The sequence below is a fragment of the Pseudomonas sp. NUPR-001 genome, assembly GCF_052147955.1.
In the GTDB taxonomy this organism is placed as follows: Bacteria; Pseudomonadota; Gammaproteobacteria; order Pseudomonadales; family Pseudomonadaceae; genus Aquipseudomonas.
Map to the genome: position 1 here is coordinate 929,712 of NZ_CP197353.1, position 17,004 is coordinate 946,715.

Genomic DNA, 17,004 nt, shown 5'->3' on the forward strand with positions numbered 1-17,004 from the left:
GCCTTTTTTTTCTTTGCATTTTTTCTCCAGTGCTTGTAAAGTGCGCCCCGCTGTATGTCACCCCGCAGCTTCCCAGCAAAATCGGGAATCTGAAAAAAAGTTGCAAATCAGTAAGTTGAATGCAAATTAGGGGTTGACAAGGGTTTTGAAGGTTGTAGAATAGCGCGCCTCAGAGACATGAACGCAGCGATGCACAAGGTCGAAGAGTTCGAAGCGGTAGAGATACAGTTTTCGAAATTGCTGTAACGAAGTTTGTAGTTCCGCGATAGCTCAGTCGGTAGAGCAAATGACTGTTAATCATTGGGTCCCTGGTTCGAGTCCAGGTCGCGGAGCCAATTTCGGGGTGTAGCGCAGTCCGGTAGCGCGCCTGCTTTGGGAGCAGGATGTCAGGAGTTCGAATCCCCTCACCCCGACCATATTTGGGTCGTTAGCTCAGTTGGTAGAGCAGTTGGCTTTTAACCAATTGGTCGTAGGTTCGAATCCTACACGACCCACCATTTTCGAGTCCGGTTCGCTGGATTTGGATCTTAAAAGATCAGTTCGCCATTAGCGGCTGGTCAACGAAAAAAAGGCGCCGTAACGGGTGCTTTTTTTTTACCGGGGTGTAGCGCAGTCCGGTAGCGCGCCTGCTTTGGGAGCAGGATGTCAGGAGTTCGAATCCCCTCACCCCGACCATATTCAGAAAAAAGGGCACCTTGCAAAAGGTGCCCTTTTTTCGTTTCTGCATTACCTCCGCTGTAGGAGCGGGCTTGCCCCGCGAACGCGGTGTGTCAGGCAAACCGCGATCGCGGGGCAAGCCCGCTCCTACCGGTGTGTAGGCGTTAGTGCAGCTTCAGGCGTGGTTCGGTACCGCGACCAATCCGGCTACCCAGCATCAACATCAACGTACGGAACGTGCCATATAGCGCCATCTGGTGCATGCGGTACAGCGACACGTAGAACATCCGCGCCAACCAGCCTTCAAGCATCACGCTACCGGTCAGGTTGCCCATCAGGTTACCCACCGCCGAGAACCGCGACAGCGATACCAGCGAGCCGTAGTCGCGGTAGGCGTAGGTTGGCAACGGCTTGCCCTCCAGGCGCGCCTTCAACGACTTGGCCAGCATCGAGGCCTGCTGGTGAGCCGCCTGGGCCCGTGGCGGCACGTTGCGGTCGCTACCCGGCTGCGGGCAAGCGGCGCAGTCGCCAAAGGCAAAGATATCGTCATCCAGGGTGGTCTGCAGGGTAGGGCGCACCACCAACTGATTGATCCGGTTGGTTTCCAGGCCATCGATGTCCTTGAGGAAGCCTGGTGCACGAATACCCGCCGCCCAGACTTTGAGGCTCGCCGGGATCACATCGCCATTGCTGGTTTTCAGCTCGGTTGCCGTCACTTCACTGACCGAGGCATTGGTCATCACCGTAACGCCGAGTTTTTCCAGGGTCTGGTGCACCGGCACGCTGATGCGCTCAGGCAGCGCCGGCAGCACCCGCGGGCCTGCTTCGATCAGGGTAATGTGCATGTCCTTGGGCTGGATGCGATCCAGGCCATAGGCGGCCAGTTCGTGCGCGGCGTGGTGCAGTTCGGCAGCCAGTTCCACGCCCGTGGCACCGGCACCGACAATCGCCACGCTGATGGTTTCGTTGGCCTGATCTCCGGCATGGGCGCGCAGGTAGTGGTTGAGCAGTTGCTGATGGAAGCGCTCTGCCTGCTTGCGGGTATCGAGGAACAGGCAGTGCTGGGCCGCGCCGAGGGTGCCGAAATCGTTGGTGTTACTGCCTACAGCAATCACCAGCGTGTCGTAGCCCAGCGTGCGCGCAGGCAGCAGCTCGCGGCCCTCTTCATCGAGGGTAGCGGCCAGCTGGATCTGTTTGCCCTCGCGGTCCAGGCCACTCATGCGGCCGAGTTGGAACTGGAAGTGATTCCACTTGGCCTGAGCCACGTAGTTCAGTTCGTCTTCCGAGGAGTTCAGCGAGCCTGCGGCCACTTCGTGCAGCAGGGGTTTCCAGATGTGAGTCAGGTTGGCATCGACCAGGGTGATGCTGGCGCTGCCTTTTTTGCCCAGGGTTTTACCCAGGCGGGTCGCCAGTTCCAGGCCGCCAGCGCCGCCGCCGACAATCACGATACGGTGAGTCATGGAGATATCTCATAAGGTTTACGGAATTCTGGTCGTGAGTCATCGGCCGCTCAGGGCGGGCGGTTTGGGCGAGCGCTAGGCAGCTCATAGCACCAGGTTACTCAGGAGGCGGCTCAACAGGCCCAGGCCAACGGTCACGAGCACCACCATCCAAAGGAGCAGCCACGGCCGAAAAGGCTTGCGCTCGACTTGATGTTGGGGTGCTTGCAGGTATTGATCGACACGACGTTGGTCTTCGGGATTCAGGCGGCTGGTCATGAGGGCCTCGTCAGGTAGACGCTTGTGACTGAAGGGACGCTACAGGGTTCACTGTAGTTGTTTACGCAAGCCCCATCGTGCAGTCACGCACGGTCGTGATGACGAATGATTGCGCTTTGTATCACCGCCGGGCAATTTATGCCATTACGCGTTGGCAGGGGGCCAGCTCAGAGGCTGATTCCAACATCGAAAACAATGCTGCGCCCCAGGTTGCTGCGCAGAAAGTCGGGTGCATCGGGGTGGGCGAACAGCACCCTGGCGAAGGTTGGCCCCACTAGCGAAAGCGAACGCCAGCCCTGGCGCAGGTATTCGGTGGGCGGTGGAAAGTGGCTGTTCAGATCGAGCACTTCGCGCTTGAGGCTGGCGAAGGCGATGATATCCAACTCGCTCAGGTCAAGGCCGCGTTCCTGATAGTTATGGGACTTCTTGCGCAAGGTCGGCGCCAAACGCTGTAACAATTCCTGAGCGCTGATCCGCCGTGGCCGGGCCTCGCGGCGCACCAACTGGCTCAACGAAAAGGCACTGCGTCGCCGCTGCAACTCTTCGCGCCATTCGTCGTTAAGGCGGCGGCCTTCGTCGAGGACGAAAAACACCTCAAAGGCCGCATCGCGAAACAATACGTCAGGCGGCTCTTGCCCGGCGGGGGTGAAGTCCTCGCTACGGTAAGGAATGTTCAAGCCTTGCAACAGGCGCTGGCAAACCCAACGCTCGCGTTCCCACTTGCGGGCATTGGAGAGAAACGCATTGGCTTGTTCGGCCTGAATGGTAAGCAGGCGCAGGTAATCTGAGTCGTCCATGGGGACAAGCTTAGCGTTCAATTGTGTCTGCATGAACAAAGTCGCTTACATGCCTTCTGCTGGGCCAGTTGGCGCGCGGTAGATTTGCTGTGTTCGTTGACGATCAAACTGCGTACCAGTTGGTTTCTGAATTTCCAGGCTTTCTTGTCTTTGCACTTTGGACGCTACTTTTCCCAGGTTGTACTCATTGGTGATGGCGTTAAAGTTGATCGCTTGAGCGCTTTGTTTTCTTTCGATCAGGATCTGCAGATTGCTGCGCACCCCGGTCGGTAAGTTCTGGATTTTGTCGACGTCCTTGCCGTTGTTATCAACGATGTTTTTGGTGCACTCCATATAGCAGGGCGGGGCTGGTTCGAAGGGGTAGGACAAGCAGTAACAGTCGGCTTGGGCATGTGAGTTCAAAAGGCCGAGGCCCAGAAGTGTCCAGGGCAGTATTTTCATTGCTTGTCTCCTGCACGCAGCTTTGTGAGAAATATCCAGGCCAGGGTGTACCCGGTGAGCCAGATGGCAAAAAAAGCCAGTGACCACAGCAAGTAGGAACGTTGATCGGCATACAAATTGTTGATCAGCTCGGAAATAACATCGATGGAGCTGGGGTTGAAGCGTGTTGCCAGGTAACTACCGACTAGCTGATTTCCCAGATAAATGGAGTAGGCAAGACCAGCCCAGCCGGGTAAGAACAACAGGTAAAGCAATCGGAGGGGCCAGCTGTCAGGCCGGTTGTGCGACGTACCAATGATGACGGCCACTGTGGCTCCGCCGATTGCCACCGCCCAGCCGGAAAGCACGGTGGAGCTGTCGAGAACTTCTTTGAGAATGCTGGGTAAGTCAGTCATGGTGTATCCCTCCTGGCATTATTTGTTTACCGTCGGCAGGGCGATTTCACTAAACGGCATGGGCATCACAATCTCTGAATCCTTTGGCAGGGTGGTGCGCACAATCCGGTACATCGCCGGTTCGTCTTTCTCGCCGCGTAACACTTTGGGATCGTCCAGTTCGCCGCCAAAGAAATCTTCCCAGTGACACAGCACCACCAGCCGCGGTTGAGTCAGTGCGATCAGCGCCTGTGGATATTTTTTCACGTTGACCCACGATGCCACTGGCAAGATGGCGACATCGATGCGTCGCTTATCACCCAAATCGGGAGGGAAACCGTAAGGTGCATCGCTTGAGCTGTCCTGAAAGTGGATGCGATATGCGGTTTTACCGCTTTCATCCAGCAGGTCCACCAGCCAGGCCAGGGTCTGGCCTTCCTTCCAGTTCCAAAAGGCCTTGGGCAATGCCTTCAGGTCTTGGCTGTAGCTGCCGCCCATCAAGTCCACACCGGTGACATTCGGGGCATGACTGCTCTGGATCGGCATGGCGCGGATGGCGCCTTTGCTTGAGGTGAACCAGCCGTTGTCACGGGCAACCGGGCGCGGGCCGTTGGGGCCGGGTAGCCAGGCCATTTTCGCCTCGGCGTCTTCGAACTTGCGCGTAGCCGGCACTTCGGCTCGTAGGATGTGCCCGGCGGTACGGGAACCATAGAAGGTGGCGTTGGGCGTTTTATGGTTCATCACCCAGGCCACATCGAGCAGGTGATCGTAGTGGGCGTGGCCGACCAGCAGCATGGTTGCTTCCGGGATGTTCGGCATCCTTTCGTCGATCTGCTGGATATCGGGCCTTAGCCAGAACAGTTGCAGCAGTGAAGGGCGGCTGAAGAACGGATCAAACACCACCGCTTCATCACGCCAGCGCAGCACAAACCCGGCCACGCCAAAGAACTCCAGCTTAGGCTTGGCCAGATTTTGCTGATCCGCTGGTTTAATCGAGCCAAGTTCGCTCAGGTCCTGGGCGCACCCGGTCGTGATCAGTACCAGCACCATGAACATCCAGCGCATTGCAGTTCCTCCGACGCCTATTCAACGCGATTCGCTCACCGTGACGCGTGCGCAGCCCTGGTTGTTGCCGTACAGGTAGGTGGTAAAAAACGGCCAGTTCACCGATTCATTGACGTAAAAGAACAGCGGGCCATCCGCCTGTGCGGTAAAGCTGCTGCTGAACACCCGGCCACCTTCGACGGGTACTGCGTCAGGCGGGCAGCGCCAAGCCTTGGGCCATTTTGTGATGGTTGGCCCGCCATTTTCGCAAAGCTCCGGCGGCAGAGCGGGGGGCGGCCTGATTGCAAGTGCATAGCTGTTGCTGTCGTTGGCGCCGACTTGCACCATGGTCAGGAACCACGGCTGGTCAGTGTGCCGGCGTGTCGGGCCTGAGATTGCGATGGCCCACGAGGTGGGGAACTTGAGCGGGCATTCGTAGCCGCCCGGATTGGCTGGCGTGTTTTTATCGCTCCAGCGCCATTGCTCGGGTACTTGCAGGGTGACCTGATAGGTGTGGCCCTTGTGCACCTGCAGGCCGGAATAGGCGCAAGGGTCACGGGTGTCGAACCAGAAGGTGGTCTGCCCGTTGTCGCTACCACCTTGCGCCTGGCACAGGTCGCTTGACGAAGCGCCCCAGGCGAACAGCGGCTGGCCCAGCAGCATCATGCCACCGGCCAGAATGGCCAGTACAAACACAAAGGGCAGCAGCTGATAGCCAAGGAAATACATGAACGCCTTGTAGGCCGCATGCGTGCGTAACTGATGGATGGCCCGGTCGCGCAGCGTAGGTTTTTTCAGCGCTGGCATCGCGGCTACTGAGCTGGGTTTGAGTGGTGCAATGCCGTACCAGACCCGGCGCATCTTGTCCCGGATCATCGTGTCCAGGCGCTTACCCCAGGCCATGCAGATCAACAGCGCCAACAGCAGCGGCAAAAACACATTCGGGTTGCTGGCAAAAGAGGCCGTCCAGGTACTGGCGAATGCAGGCAGCACATAATCGAGCAGGCGCACAGGTTTGCTCAGCATGCACAGGGTTTCCTGACAACTGCCCCGTGCAGGCGCAAACAGCGGCATGGCCACCAGCGCCAACGACACGAACAGTGTCAGAAAGTACGCAACACGGCGCCGCCACACGGTGTTGTAAACATCTTCGCGGGCCGCCCTGAAGCCCTTCATCCAGCGCCTGGGTACGCCATCTGGATGGACATTGCCTTGCCTGGCATCCATCTGCGTCAGGTATTGCTCGACATTGCAGATGCTGCCGTCGATGCGTACCACGGAAAAATTCGGCGGCAGGCTAATCGGCGCGTAGCCGTCGGGATCGACCCTGATGCGCCGCAACACGCTTTCATGCACCTTGGTCCTGGGTACCCTGACCATATCGGTGCGATTGAGCCGGTCGATGCGCCGCGGGTTGTAGCAGTAGTAACTGGCGATACCGTGGCGCGAGTCATAGAGCTTGCCGTTCTCGTCCGACAGGGCGATCAGTTCGTTCCAGATCGAGGGTTCCAGGCGCAAACCGTGTTTGTCGGCCTCGCTCATGATCCACTGCAACGGCACATAAGACAGGCTGTCGTCGGCGTAGCCGCCACCAACGTTGGCGTGCATACCGCAAAACCACACCTGGCTGATGCGTTCACCGTCAATGTGGCGGCTGCGCCGGTTGGCATTCGGCACGCCCTGCTCGGGGTATTGCGGGTCGGGCGCTTCGTTCCACAAGCGTGGGTAAAAGGCATTGCGCTCGTCATCCAGCGCCAGTGCATGGCGCGCGTGGCGAACCCTGGGGCTGAGGTTGTAATCGCGCATGGTCAGCGGCCAGATGAACTTATCGATGGCGCGCGTGAGTTGATCCACCGGCAAGCCGTAAGCATCAACGGTGTCCCACAAGCCAAGGAATTCGACTTCTATCGGCGCGTCAGAGTCTGGCAGGCCAATACGTTCGGCCTCACGGTAAGGGGTATTGCCACGGACTAGATCCTTGACTGCAAGGAAGCGGTCGCGCAAGTCCCTGAGTAGTTTTATCCCCCAGTGGCTGGGGAAGCGCTCACGGCGAAAGGCGCGATAGGCGTCCCAGGCCAGACGCTCAAGGTCGCTCTCGCTGCCGCGATAGCGCAGCAGGCCTTGGGTCATGATCAGGCCGATCAACACCCTGACGGTAAACGCACCGCGGCTGAAGCCGAACACGTAGATCTTGTCGCCCGGCGTATACATTCGGCAGAGGAACAGGTACAGGTCGATGACATTGCGCGCCAGCCCGACACCAAAACCACCGCCCGCCAGCGCCAGCGGCTTGAACGCCGAGGTGCCGACACCGTCATCGTAGAAGGCGAACTGCCTGGGTTGTTGCGGATTGGCTGGGTCGCTGAGATCGACTGCCTGGTACAGCCGCCAGACATTGGTCTTGAACAGTTTCCCGGCGCTGTTGCCGGTACCGTCTGAAAACAGCACAAGATGCTTGGGCATGACCAACTCCTTGCAAAGGAGCGTCAGGACTGCCCACGACTGCTTATCCAGTGGCCTGCGCCAGTGTCGATAGTCTGAGCATAGTCGAAGGCCAACGCCGTGAGCGCGTGGCTTGAGGTGTAGACTGCCGATAAAGTCTTGGAAGAAGGGCTGCGCGACCGTGATTGATGCTCAAGTGCTGTCTGACCTTAGCCTGACCGTCGGGTGGGTCGGCTATGTCGTTGTGCTGGTGTGGGCAATGGCGCGTACGCGCTGGGTCGAGCTGTTCACCGACAGCCGCCGTCAGCACTTGCTGTTCGGCACGGTGTTCGCGCTGTTTGCCTTGTGGCTGGTACGTCGCGACTTCGACAACGGTGTGTCGTACCACTTCATCGGCATGACCGCCGTGACCTTGCTACTGGACTGGCCGCTGGCAATTGTTGGCGGCTTGCTGGCGCAGATCGGGTTGATCTTGCTTGGCCGTCAGGACCTCGCCGCCATGGGCGTCAACGGCCTGTTGTTCATCGGCCTGCCGGTGCTGGTCACCGAGGTCTGCGCAATCCTTGTGGAGCGCGCGCAGCCACGCAACCTGTTCGTGTACATCTTCTGCTCGGGATTTTTTGCCGCTGCCCTGGCGGCACTGCTGTGCCTGCTGCTTGGCCTGGGGCTGCTGTGGTTCGACGGGCGCTTCGTGATGCCGGAGTGGATCGAAGACTTTATCGGCTACCTGTGGCTGATCATCTTTCCCGAGGCCTTTATCAACGGCATGGTGGTCAGCGCACTGGTGGTGTTTTGCCCGGAGTGGCTGGAAACCTTCAACCGCACCCGCTATTTGCAGGCGCCGTGGAAGGATGACGACTCCGGGCGCTGAGGATCAGTGGTGAGCGCGCGGATCGAGCTCGCCGGAAAACAGCTCGTCTTCAGCGTCCGGGGCTACCGGGATCTTGTGTTCTTCAGCGGCCCAGGCGCCCAGGTCGATTAACTTGCAGCGATCGGAACAGAACGGCCGGAACGGGCTGGCTGCGTTCCATTCAACGGGGGCGCCACAGGTTGGGCATTCAACGGTCAGGGGTTGGCTCATGCTTGGCCTCCTCGCAAAGTCAGGTAAAAGTGGTGCAGGCGGTCGACCTCCGAGTGCAGCCAGTTCAGGTCGCGGTCATTGACCAGCACATCGTGGGCATGGCGCAGGCGCTCTTCACGGCTGGCCTGGGCCTTGAGAATGGCCTCGACCTGCTCGGGGCTGGTCTGATCGCGTAGCAGGGTGCGCTGTACCTGCAATTCTTGCGGGGCATCAATAACCAACAGACGCTGGGTGCGCTGGTACTGCCCCGACTCGACCATCAGCGGCGAGACGAACACCGCATAAGGCGACTCGGCCTTGGCCAGGTAACTGAAAATCTCCTGACCGATCAACGGATGCAGCAGCGCTTCCAGCCAGCGCCGTTGCTCCGGGTTGCTGAAAATCAGCTGGCGCAGTGCCGCGCGGTCCAGTTGCCCGTCTTCCTGTAGCACGCCGGGGCCGAAGTGCTCGACGATCCGCGCCAGCGCCGGACGCCCGGGCTCGACCACCCAGCGTGCTGCCTGATCGGCATCGACCAGATGCACACCCAGTTCGACAAAACGTTGGGCAGCGGCGCTTTTGCCACTGCCGATGCCGCCGGTAAGGCCGAGAATCCAGGGAGTGAAAGCAGCGGTGGTCATCACAATCCAGAGAATTTCAGATAAGAAGCGGTTATTTGACCACCCCAGAGCAGCGCGATCCAGCCCGCGATGGCCAGATAAGGACCAAAGGGAATCGGCGTGCTGGTCTTCAATCCTTTCGCGCGCAACAGAATCAGGCCAATCAGCGCGCCCAACAGCGACGACATCAGCAATGTCTGCGGCAGAATCTGCCAGCCGCCCCAAGCCCCAATCAGCGCCAGCAACTTGAAGTCGCCGTAGCCCATGCCTTCTTTACCGGTGATGAACTTGAACAGCCAGAACACCGACCACAGGCTCAAATAGCCCGCAACCGCACCCCACAGCGCATCTTCCAGTGGCACGAACAGCTCAAAGGCATTGACGATAAGCCCCAGCCACAACAGCGGGAATACCAGAGCATCGGGCAGTAACCGGTGCTCGATATCGATCAGGCTCATCGCCAGTAGCCCCCAGCTGAGGAGCATCAGCGCCAGTGCTGCAGCGCTGGCGCCCAGCCTCCAGGCAACAAATACCGTCAGCACCGCACAGCCCAGTTCCACCAGCGGATAGCGCGGACTGATGGCGCTGCGGCAACTGCTGCAGCGCCCGCGCAGTAACACATAACTGAGCAGCGGAATATTTTCCCAGGCGCGAATACGGTGGCCACAGTGCGGGCAATGTGAGGCGGGGAGGAACAGATCGTAGCGCTCGGCGGCCTGCACTTCGGGCAAATCCAGCACCTCCCGAGCCTCTGCCTGCCACTGGCGTTGCAGCATCAGCGGCAAGCGATGCACCAGCACATTGAGAAAGCTGCCGACGATCAGCCCCAGCAGCAGGGCAACGCTCAAGTACAACAGCGGCTGGCTGGCCAGCGTATCCATCAAGTCCATGTTCAGATCACACTACCCAACTGAAAGATTGGCAGGTACATGGCGATCACCAGGCTGCCCACCAGCAGCCCGAGAATCAACACGATCAGAGGTTCGAGCAAACTGGCCAGGTTATCGAGTGAGCGTTCGATGGCGCTTTCATAATGGCTGGCGACTCTGGCGAGCATATCGTCCAGCGTACCGCCTGTCTCGCCAATGGCGCACATCTGTTGCATCAGCCGCGGAAACAGCCCGCTGTAAGCCATCGTCTGACTCAACGACTGACCACTGGCCAGATCCTTGCGCAAGCGCAGTACCGCTTGTTCATATAACGGATTACCACAGGCACCGGCCACCGGCCCCAGCGCCTCCAGCAGCGGTACACCGGCCGCGTACGAGGTGGCCAGGGTACGAGCGAAACGGGCCAGCGCAGCATGGCTGAGCAAAGCGCCGAACACCGGCAGCTTCAACGCCTGATGCAGGCACCACAAACGAAACCCGGGCTGGCGCTGATAGGTGCGGTGCAAACCCCAGGCACCCGCGAGCACACACAGCAATAACCCGCCAGCGTACTGCCCCAACCAGTCGGAAAGGCCAATCACCCGCCGGGTGAATGCTGGCAGCTCAGCGCCGAAGCCGTTGAACATCGCCTGAAACTGCGGCACCACCTCAAGCAGCAACAGCGCGGAAACGCCAAGCCCGGTCAGCAGCACAATCAGTGGATAACGCATCGCCTTGTTCAACCGTGCCCGCAGTGCCTGGCGTTGCTCCTGTAGGTTGGCGACCTGTTCAAGCACCGTGTCCAGGCTGCCGGATTGCTCACCGGCGGCAATCAGATTGCAGTAGAGCGCATCGAAATACTGAGGGTGTTTGCGCAAGGTATCCGCCAGATTACATCCCGCACTGATATCGGCCTTCAGCGTACCCAGCAGCGCAACCAGTGCCGGATTGCTGCTGCTCTGGGCAATCACCTCGAACGCCTGCAGCAGCGCGATCCCCGAGCCGATCAAACTGGCCAGCTGGCGGCTGAACTGGCTGAGCTCGCGAGCACCCAGCTTGCCCTGCCTGCGCCACAGTTGCGTCCGCACCCGCTCGATGTTGCCGGGGCGAATGCCGCGCTTGCGCAGTTCCACACGCAGCAGGGCAGGACTGTGCCCGCGGCTTTCGCCTCGCACCAATGCGCCCTGCGCCGTCGTGCCTTGCCAGGTGTAGCTGTAGGTTTTCTTGGTCATCGCGACATCCTTGTGGCGTGGCCCGCACAAACCCGGAAACAGCTTCGCGGCTCGTGCGGCGGGCAGGAGTGCCCGCTGCTCACTAGAGTAGTCGAGCCGGTATGAATGAATGACAGGCGCAGGGTGACAAAAAGTGTCTATTCGGGCCTACTGGCGCGCTTGTTGGCAGCCTGCGCCGAAGTGCGGCTGAGCAGAACCAATTTTGTGAGGGAGACCGTCCATGAAAGGGCAACGTGGCATTACCTTGATCGAACTGATGATCGTCGTAGCGATCATCGGCATCCTGGCGACCATCGCCTTACCGATGTACACCAACCACCAGATCCGCAGCAAAGCGACCTCCGCCCTGGTGGAAATCAGCGCGCTGAAAACCCCGTTCGACCTGCGCATGAACGAAGGCAAAGACGTCACCGATGTCACCGCCCTGGGCGGCCAGGCCACCACCAGCAACTGCAGCATCACCGCCACCGGTACAGCCGCCACAGGCGTTGGCAGCATCGTCTGCACCCTGGTAGACGCCCCAGCCATCGCCGTCGGCAAAACCCTCACCTGGGCCCGCACCAGCACAGGCTGGACCTGCACCAGCACCCTCGAAGAAGACCTCGCCCCCGCCGGCTGCAAGCCCGCAAAAAGCGCCCCGGCACAGTGAGCAATAGCTGTTATTAAACAGTGATTTGCGTAAGTGATTCGGCAGTGGTAGCGTTGGTGCCACGCCGGTGTAGCTCAGTCGGTAGAGCAGCGCACTCGTAACGCGAAGGTCGCAGGTTCGATTCCTGTCTCCGGCACCACATCCAGCTCCGATGCAGCTTTTGTTGCAGTCGAGCCCCCCAAAAGCCCGCCTCACGCGGGCTTTTTTGTCTCTTCTAGGCTCCGCCCCGCGAATTGTCTTGGCTGGCAGTTAGCACCCGGTGGGCAACTGTCTTGCACTACCTGTGGGAGCGGGCTTGCCCCGCGAACACGGGCGAAGCCCGTGCCTTTCACCGCAGTGCCTGCTTCGCGGGTCAAGCCCGCTCCCACTGACCCGTGCTGCCCACTGCTATGGCGGGACGATGTAGGGAGGGGGGAGAAGAAGTAGATATGGCAGCGTTGATCTAAATTGTTTAATGAAACCAACTTATGTAAGTCGCTTCGCACTACATAAGTCGCTGTTGCCTGACTTTCTATTCTCAAGAATGTAGCTAGAATGTTGATGTGGCAGGAATCAATAACACATTTATTAATTTTTGCATGGCTTCTAATCGCTGGTTATAAATACGCACATAAGTAGCGAGCAGCTGTAGCGAACCGTAGACAACAAGTTACGGTCTTCTTTCGAGGGCCCGAGAGTCTGTTGGGTTCGCTCAATAGAACCAATAACTCGTGTCCTTAGGGGCTGTTTTTCATCGATTGTGTGGGTCGACGCATGGCAGTGAGGCTGAAGTTTCTAACCGAGGATGAGCAAGAGATCGCGCTTGCGCTGAGGTATTGGGCCATGGACGAGGAGGGGGCCTATCTTGAGCGTGTGAGCGATCTAGTGCCCTTTCGAGAGATCACTCAACCTGGTGCAGTCGCTAAGTTTGTTCGTCAGATTTGTTGGGCCTATGACGAGAATCAAGTTTGCCGGGTGTGTAATAAGGCAATGCGAGTTAATGGCCGAACCGATGCCAAAAAAACACCTCAGCGATCCTATCACCCTTGTCACGACTGTCAGGAGCGCGAACGGGAAGAACAAGATAAAAGAGCGGCTGCGCAAAGGGCCGAGCTGGAAAAACAGCTTGCACCTTATATCGCACGCGCTCGGACTATAGCGATTTCCTACATTGATTTGACTGATGACGCGGCACTTATCCTTCAGGCAATTCACGCGTTGGTCGGGCAACGACTTACTCAGGGGACATTCAATCGGGTCGACTGCGATGAGTTAACCCCAATGGGGGCGGATGACTTCATTGATCGCTTGTATGCGCAAGATATTCTTGAAGACGATCCCACTGCTGCCTGCGCTGAGGCCTATTTTATTAAAGATGGGACGGTCTGGCACAAAAAATCTCTGGCGCACTATTTTCTTCCGCCAGATACCAGGCTAGGAGGAGCAGAGGATGCTTTCAGCTTATTGCTTGAACGAGAATTTTCTGATGCAGAGGCACTGACTAATCTCTGGCTAGACTACGCTGTTACCGACGTGATGAGGTACCTACACTATCAATGTTCGATGCATAACCAAATCCTTGAATTTGAGGCTATTAAAAAGATCGAGGGTACGGCACGGCACGGGCTGCGAAAATATAGCGTCGCGCAATTGTGGTTCATTATGTGGAAGGTTGTCCGGGATGCCGCTGCACTAGCGAGTCGTAGTTATTACAGTCGAGAGAAAGCGGTAGCAACGATACCGACTAAGGTTCGAAAGCAATTGGAAATTGCAGACCAAGGCAGCGAGCTGCGTAATGACTGGTCTCGTCCTGAATCTCACATCACCGGTTCGTTAGGAATGATATTCAACTCTAAATTTGATTTAGATGAGTTTTCCACGGGGGCAAAGGTTATTGAAATGTTCACCCGCCTTGGGAATAAAAAAAGAGGTGGTGTTGAACTCAATGAATTGGCTGTAGCGTTTATGAAGGGAACGTTGGAAAACCAGAGCTCACTCCCAGCGTTGGAAGCGTTCACTGAAATGGTTCGGGCTGGGTTGTCGACCGGGGATGCGCTGATGGAAACTATTACTCGCAATCCAGAGTTGTTTCGGTAAGTTAATTTATCGCTTTGACCTGGAAGTTGTACGAGTCCCAATGCTTATTGAGTGACGTGTTTTGGATTTTCAGTCACCGAAAGTGTTTGATATATGGTGTGCTGATTTGCTCTCATATTCTCCTCGGTACTGTGAATTGGAACATAAATAAAGTCAGGGAGACGTTACATGTTTTTAGGTCGAGTGCCGTCATGGCAGCAGATTGAAGACCGTATAACCAGCCAGATGGGTTACCAAGGGGGGGCGAGTTTTCGAACCCACTTCAACGAATACGTGGCCTCCGTGTCGCTGAACATTCGTCGCGTCAACAGTGTCAGAACTGCATTCATCCACGCGGAATGGAAAGCCGCCGAGCTGTTACGGAAACGTTTTTCCGAGCTTGATATTTCCAGCATCCTTCACGAGCTGCTAAGTGTCGTTACTCAAATGGCGATGATTGTCGCGGGCAGCGTTCTTACCGGGGGAGCAATCGGCGCAGGCGTAGGGGCTTTTGCTGGTGGTGCAGGTGCCATCCCAATGGGAGCTGCAGGTGCCGCAATGGGCCTTCAAGTCAGCACCTGGATCTTGGGAGTATTGGGCTTAACGTCCATTGCTGAATTTTTCGTAGAGGGTTTGCCTGCCATTGGCAAATACTACGTGGACGGCATCAATATCGCATGGGAGGGCACACAGGGGGATGATGGATTAAGTCCATACAGCCGCGATGACCCCTTCGCGCAGCACAGAGCGACTCATCAGATTGCATTAGGGCATGTAGAGGTGGTTGCCCTGCTGCTGGGTGCCATCGTCGATTACCTTACCCGTGGTCGGGGAAATGCACATGTTCTTGCCCAGGAAATGCGCGCCAGTGGTAAAGGGGCACGGTTAGGCGAATGGATGCTCAAGCATGAAGACGCGCTGAAAAAGCGCCCCGACCTGCAATCCTCATCATCTCGCAAAGCTACGATTGGTCGGCAGGAGCCGCCGCCGAGCCGTCCAGTTGAAAAAGACAATGGCCCGACCAAAGGCAAGCCATACACTATGCCGCACCATGACGTCGAGTGCTTCAAGGCTGACAAGATGCCGGCCTCTAAAGTTGGAGAATTCGAGCGACAGTTAAAGGGTCAAGAGGACGGGCTGAATCGGCTGACGGTTGATGAGTATTTAGAGAATATCGCCAATCCGGTTAAGCGTAGCCAAACGGCTGCCAGACGGGCTCGAAAAGATTTACAAGCCAGCTTGCAAACACGACTTCAAAGGGAATATTCGAAAACGATGGGCCCCGTAGCTGCGAAAGCAGAGAGTGTAAAAAAAGCCAAGGAAACGATGTCAAACCTTGCAGGACTTCACAACCCTGATCTGAGCGCTGGCGGGAACGATATCATCGCTGATTTCGGTGATCGACAAGTAAATTCCAGTATAGGCCCTCAGTGGGGACCAAAAATAAAAAATTTGAAGAGGGCAGTGGAGGCCGTGCCAGAAACTTTGCGCGGTGACACCTATCTAAATGTCAAGCTTCATAAATGTTAAGGGGAAAAGCAATGGATGAAGTGTTTTCAATTTTTTTAAAAAACTTTGGCGGACGTATTGACCGGCAGGAAGTACCACTGTCAAGCATTGAGTTCTATAGAGGCAAGCTGCCCAATAAGTTGTTGGAATATTGGGCCGAACACGGTTGGTGCGGTTACGGTGAGGGAATTTTCTGGATAGTGAACCCGCAAGAGTACGATGGGGTGGTAGCGTCCTGGATTGAAGGGACGAGTTTTGAAGAGCGAGATACCTACCACCTGATTGCCCGCAGTGCCTTTGGCGACTTGTACCTATGGGGAGAAAAAACAGGATTTTCGCTTAAAATTACCAGCTGTATTTCTCGGTGTGTTATTCACGACTTTGAAATTACAAGTGAGGAAATGGATAGAGAGCTACAAAATTTTCTTCTATCTACAGAAGTTGAGTACAACGATTTCGATGATTTGTTCAAGCCGACGAAGAAAAAGCTCGGCACGTTGCGCCATGATGAAATGTATGGTTTTGTTCCAGCGTTAATGCTTGGTGGATCGGCATCCCTTGATCATGTTGAGAAACTAAAAGCAGTCGAGCATTTAATCCTGCTGTCCCAGCTTGCAGAGCTTGAGCCATATAGCTTTTAAGGCATACATTCGGGCACGCAGCCTGAAGTATTAAATCCAGTTGCCACTTATGCAGCAGCAACTGATCGATTTCACTCGCCCGCTGCGTCGGCAGGCGTGTGTGGATCGCTCAACGTCAGCTTACATAAATGCTAGCCGGAAAAGGTGATGCCAATGGATAGAGTGTTTGCCAGGATCATAGAAAAATTTGGTGCTCCGATTGACCGACAGGAGGTGCCATCGTCGAGTATTGAGCGTTATCGAGGAAAGTTGCCAGACCAGCTATTGGTGTATTGGGCCGAGCATGGATGGTGTGGTTATGGTGATGGTGCTTTCTGGCTGGTCAACCCACAAGAGTATGAGGGGGTTGTGGCATCTTGGCTTGAAGGGACGCCGCTTGAAAAACTTGACTCGTATCACTTGATTGCCCGAAGCGCCTTTGGTGACCTTTATTTTTGGGGAGAAAAAACAGGCGCCTCCTTAAATATAACAAGCATTCTTTCTAGGTATTTGACTTTTAGCTCCGCTCTTGGCGATGAGCAAATGGACAAGCAGTTGAGAAACTTCTTGCTCACAAGGGATTTAGAGAGCAATGATTATGGCCGGCTATTGAAGCCGGCGAAGAAAAAGCTTGGAGTATTAAGTCACGATGAAATGTATGGTTTTGTTCCTGCATTGATGCTTGGTGGGGCGGATACTCTCGAACATCTTGGGAAGGTAAAAGCGGTAGAGCATCTTACGCTACTTTCACAGATCGCCGAGCTTCAGCCTTATGGTTTTTCAGATATTTAAGTCGGCGGACTGGAGTAGAATTTAAAATCCTTTAGAGCATACGCCGCTAAGTTACAAGAAAAGCCAAGCAGAAATGGACACGCCGCCCCACTGCTTGAGGATGTGCTATCAACGACAAGGAGTCC

General features: G+C 56.6%; 17 protein-coding genes and 5 tRNA genes. 11 read left to right on the plus strand and 11 right to left on the minus strand.

Annotated features, from left to right (window positions below; translation table 11 throughout):
• The first annotated feature begins 259 nt into the window (after positions 1 to 259).
• The 4 genes from ACP6KB_RS04340 (at position 260) to ACP6KB_RS04355 (ending at position 675) form a co-directional block, all read left to right on the plus strand.
• Positions 260 to 335, plus strand: a tRNA-Asn gene (locus ACP6KB_RS04340).
• 4 nt (positions 336 to 339) lie between these two features.
• Positions 340 to 416, plus strand: a tRNA-Pro gene (locus ACP6KB_RS04345).
• A 5-nt stretch (positions 417 to 421) separates the two neighbouring features.
• Positions 422 to 497 (plus strand) — tRNA-Lys (locus tag ACP6KB_RS04350).
• Between the two features lie 101 nt (positions 498 to 598).
• A tRNA-Pro gene (locus ACP6KB_RS04355) sits at positions 599 to 675 on the plus strand.
• A gap of 146 nt (positions 676 to 821) precedes the next feature.
• Here the strand turns inward: ACP6KB_RS04355 and ACP6KB_RS04360 are convergent.
• From ACP6KB_RS04360 to ACP6KB_RS04390, 7 genes are all read right to left on the minus strand, one after another.
• Positions 822 to 2,117: an NAD(P)/FAD-dependent oxidoreductase gene (locus ACP6KB_RS04360; protein ID WP_442112207.1), complete on the minus strand. Its 1,296-nt coding sequence runs from the start codon at positions 2,115 to 2,117 to the stop codon at positions 822 to 824.
• Between the two features lie 84 nt (positions 2,118 to 2,201).
• A complete protein-coding gene (locus ACP6KB_RS04365) occupies positions 2,202 to 2,375 on the minus strand; it encodes a DUF3094 family protein (RefSeq protein ID WP_133216309.1) in 174 nt (57 codons plus the stop codon).
• 167 nt (positions 2,376 to 2,542) lie between these two features.
• Positions 2,543 to 3,172, minus strand: coding sequence for a DUF1780 domain-containing protein (locus ACP6KB_RS04370; protein WP_442112208.1), 630 nt, complete (start codon positions 3,170 to 3,172; stop codon positions 2,543 to 2,545).
• A 45-nt stretch (positions 3,173 to 3,217) separates the two neighbouring features.
• Complete coding sequence (locus ACP6KB_RS04375; RefSeq protein WP_442112209.1) at positions 3,218 to 3,613, minus strand: hypothetical protein; 396 nt, start codon at positions 3,611 to 3,613, stop codon at positions 3,218 to 3,220.
• Positions 3,610 to 4,008, minus strand: a complete 399-nt coding sequence (locus tag ACP6KB_RS04380; protein WP_442112210.1) for a hypothetical protein — start codon at positions 4,006 to 4,008, stop codon at positions 3,610 to 3,612. Before ACP6KB_RS04380 ends, ACP6KB_RS04375 begins: the two co-directional genes overlap by 4 nt.
• 18 nt (positions 4,009 to 4,026) lie before the next feature.
• Complete coding sequence (locus ACP6KB_RS04385; protein WP_442112211.1) at positions 4,027 to 5,052, minus strand: MBL fold metallo-hydrolase; 1,026 nt, start codon at positions 5,050 to 5,052, stop codon at positions 4,027 to 4,029.
• 21 nt (positions 5,053 to 5,073) lie between these two features.
• Positions 5,074 to 7,494, minus strand: a complete 2,421-nt coding sequence (locus ACP6KB_RS04390) for a DUF2235 domain-containing protein (protein WP_442112212.1) — start codon at positions 7,492 to 7,494, stop codon at positions 5,074 to 5,076.
• Between the two features lie 160 nt (positions 7,495 to 7,654).
• Here ACP6KB_RS04390 and ACP6KB_RS04395 point away from each other — a divergent pair, with 160 nt between their 5' ends.
• Positions 7,655 to 8,344, plus strand: a complete 690-nt coding sequence (locus ACP6KB_RS04395; protein ID WP_442112213.1) for an energy-coupling factor ABC transporter permease — start codon at positions 7,655 to 7,657, stop codon at positions 8,342 to 8,344.
• Positions 8,345 to 8,347: 3 nt separating this feature from the next.
• Here the strand turns inward: ACP6KB_RS04395 and yacG are convergent, their stop codons facing one another.
• The 4 genes from yacG to ACP6KB_RS04415 are packed head-to-tail and all read right to left on the minus strand — an operon-like array spanning position 8,348 to position 11,254.
• Positions 8,348 to 8,554 (minus strand): DNA gyrase inhibitor YacG, encoded by a 207-nt coding sequence (yacG, locus tag ACP6KB_RS04400; RefSeq protein WP_442112214.1) that lies wholly within the window; start codon positions 8,552 to 8,554, stop codon positions 8,348 to 8,350.
• Entirely contained in the window at positions 8,551 to 9,174 is a 624-nt protein-coding gene (gene coaE / locus ACP6KB_RS04405; protein ID WP_442112215.1) for a dephospho-CoA kinase, read from the minus strand. The genes yacG and coaE overlap by 4 nt, the downstream gene beginning before the upstream one ends.
• The gene (locus tag ACP6KB_RS04410) at positions 9,174 to 10,043 is read right to left on the minus strand and encodes a prepilin peptidase (protein ID WP_442112216.1); all 870 of its coding nucleotides are present in this window, start codon (positions 10,041 to 10,043) and stop codon (positions 9,174 to 9,176) included. Before ACP6KB_RS04410 ends, coaE begins: the two co-directional genes overlap by 1 nt.
• A 2-nt stretch (positions 10,044 to 10,045) precedes the next feature.
• Positions 10,046 to 11,254, minus strand: coding sequence for a type II secretion system F family protein (locus tag ACP6KB_RS04415; RefSeq protein ID WP_442112217.1), 1,209 nt, complete (start codon positions 11,252 to 11,254; stop codon positions 10,046 to 10,048).
• Between the two features lie 220 nt (positions 11,255 to 11,474).
• Between ACP6KB_RS04415 and ACP6KB_RS04420 the strand changes: the two genes are divergently transcribed.
• From ACP6KB_RS04420 to ACP6KB_RS04445, 6 genes are all read left to right on the plus strand, one after another.
• Entirely contained in the window at positions 11,475 to 11,903 is a 429-nt protein-coding gene (locus tag ACP6KB_RS04420; protein ID WP_442112218.1) for a pilin, read from the plus strand.
• 63 nt (positions 11,904 to 11,966) lie between these two features.
• Positions 11,967 to 12,042: transfer RNA gene (locus ACP6KB_RS04425), tRNA-Thr, on the plus strand.
• Between the two features lie 614 nt (positions 12,043 to 12,656).
• Positions 12,657 to 13,979 (plus strand): hypothetical protein, encoded by a 1,323-nt coding sequence (locus ACP6KB_RS04430; protein ID WP_442112219.1) that lies wholly within the window; start codon positions 12,657 to 12,659, stop codon positions 13,977 to 13,979.
• Between the two features lie 168 nt (positions 13,980 to 14,147).
• Positions 14,148 to 15,488, plus strand: coding sequence for a DUF6861 domain-containing protein (locus ACP6KB_RS04435; protein WP_442112220.1), 1,341 nt, complete (start codon positions 14,148 to 14,150; stop codon positions 15,486 to 15,488).
• An 11-nt stretch (positions 15,489 to 15,499) separates the two neighbouring features.
• On the plus strand, positions 15,500 to 16,108 hold the full coding sequence (locus ACP6KB_RS04440) for a GAD-like domain-containing protein (protein ID WP_442112221.1): 609 nt from the start codon (positions 15,500 to 15,502) through the stop codon (positions 16,106 to 16,108).
• Positions 16,109 to 16,261: 153 nt separating this feature from the next.
• The gene (locus ACP6KB_RS04445; protein WP_442112222.1) at positions 16,262 to 16,879 is read left to right on the plus strand and encodes a GAD-like domain-containing protein; all 618 of its coding nucleotides are present in this window, start codon (positions 16,262 to 16,264) and stop codon (positions 16,877 to 16,879) included.
• Positions 16,880 to 17,004: the final 125 nt, after the last annotated feature.

Excerpts from the sequence above, each read along its gene's own strand:
- ACP6KB_RS04440 (WP_442112221.1), top strand. The coding sequence starts at position 15,500 with ATGGATGAAGTGTTTTCAATTTTTTTAAAAAACTTTGGCGGACGTATT.
- ACP6KB_RS04420 (WP_442112218.1), top strand. The coding sequence starts at position 11,475 with ATGAAAGGGCAACGTGGCATTACCTTGATCGAACTGATGATCGTCGTA.
- ACP6KB_RS04390 (WP_442112212.1), bottom strand. The coding sequence starts at position 7,494 with ATGCCCAAGCATCTTGTGCTGTTTTCAGACGGTACCGGCAACAGCGCC.
- ACP6KB_RS04365 (WP_133216309.1), bottom strand. The coding sequence starts at position 2,375 with ATGACCAGCCGCCTGAATCCCGAAGACCAACGTCGTGTCGATCAATAC.
- ACP6KB_RS04415 (WP_442112217.1), bottom strand. The coding sequence starts at position 11,254 with ATGACCAAGAAAACCTACAGCTACACCTGGCAAGGCACGACGGCGCAG.
- yacG (WP_442112214.1), bottom strand. The coding sequence starts at position 8,554 with ATGAGCCAACCCCTGACCGTTGAATGCCCAACCTGTGGCGCCCCCGTT.
- ACP6KB_RS04360 (WP_442112207.1), bottom strand. The coding sequence starts at position 2,117 with ATGACTCACCGTATCGTGATTGTCGGCGGCGGCGCTGGCGGCCTGGAA.
- ACP6KB_RS04445 (WP_442112222.1), top strand. The coding sequence starts at position 16,262 with ATGGATAGAGTGTTTGCCAGGATCATAGAAAAATTTGGTGCTCCGATT.
- ACP6KB_RS04385 (WP_442112211.1), bottom strand. The coding sequence starts at position 5,052 with ATGCGCTGGATGTTCATGGTGCTGGTACTGATCACGACCGGGTGCGCC.
- ACP6KB_RS04430 (WP_442112219.1), top strand. The coding sequence starts at position 12,657 with ATGGCAGTGAGGCTGAAGTTTCTAACCGAGGATGAGCAAGAGATCGCG.
- ACP6KB_RS04435 (WP_442112220.1), top strand. The coding sequence starts at position 14,148 with ATGTTTTTAGGTCGAGTGCCGTCATGGCAGCAGATTGAAGACCGTATA.
- ACP6KB_RS04370 (WP_442112208.1), bottom strand. The coding sequence starts at position 3,172 with ATGGACGACTCAGATTACCTGCGCCTGCTTACCATTCAGGCCGAACAA.
- coaE (WP_442112215.1), bottom strand. The coding sequence starts at position 9,174 with ATGACCACCGCTGCTTTCACTCCCTGGATTCTCGGCCTTACCGGCGGC.
- ACP6KB_RS04410 (WP_442112216.1), bottom strand. The coding sequence starts at position 10,043 with ATGGACTTGATGGATACGCTGGCCAGCCAGCCGCTGTTGTACTTGAGC.
- ACP6KB_RS04375 (WP_442112209.1), bottom strand. The coding sequence starts at position 3,613 with ATGAAAATACTGCCCTGGACACTTCTGGGCCTCGGCCTTTTGAACTCA.
- ACP6KB_RS04380 (WP_442112210.1), bottom strand. The coding sequence starts at position 4,008 with ATGACTGACTTACCCAGCATTCTCAAAGAAGTTCTCGACAGCTCCACC.